Here is a 484-nt window from a genome sequence, read left to right as displayed (position 1 = left end):
CGACGACGAGTCGGTCACCGACTTCGACGAGGCGGCCTTCCGCGAGCGCGTCCGGGAGGCGGTCGACGCGGTGGGCGGCCTCCCAGTCATCGCGCGGACGACCTACACCCTCGGCGGCTCCGGCTCCGGCGTCGTCGACGAGTTCGAGGAGCTGGTCGAGCGCGTCCGGAAGGGGCTGCGGCTCTCGCGCAACAGCGAGGTGCTGATCACGGAGTCCATCGCGGGCTGGGTCGAGTTAGAGTACGAGGTGATGCGGGACGCCGACGACTCCTGTATCATCATCTGTAACATGGAGAACATCGACCCGATGGGGATCCACACCGGCGAGTCGACGGTCGTCACGCCGTCGCAGGTGATCCCCGACGACGGTCACCAGGAGATGCGGGACGCGGCGCTCGAAGTGATCCGCGACTTAGGGATCCAGGGCGGCCGTAACATCCAGTTCGCGTGGCACGACGACGGCACCCCCGGCGGCGGGTACCGC

At 68.4% G+C, this 484-nt stretch carries 1 pseudogene; it reads left to right on the top strand.

Going from position 1 to position 484, the window contains the following annotated elements:
• Positions 1-484: pseudogene (locus EXE41_RS18685) on the top strand (carbamoyl-phosphate synthase large subunit); the annotation flags it as partial.

It is taken from the genome of Halorubrum sp. SD690R (assembly GCF_005435035.1).
Taxonomy (GTDB): Archaea; Halobacteriota; Halobacteria; order Halobacteriales; family Haloferacaceae; genus Halorubrum; species Halorubrum ezzemoulense.
Note: the sequence above shows the minus strand (reverse complement) of the source record. Positions and strands in the feature narration are given on the sequence as shown.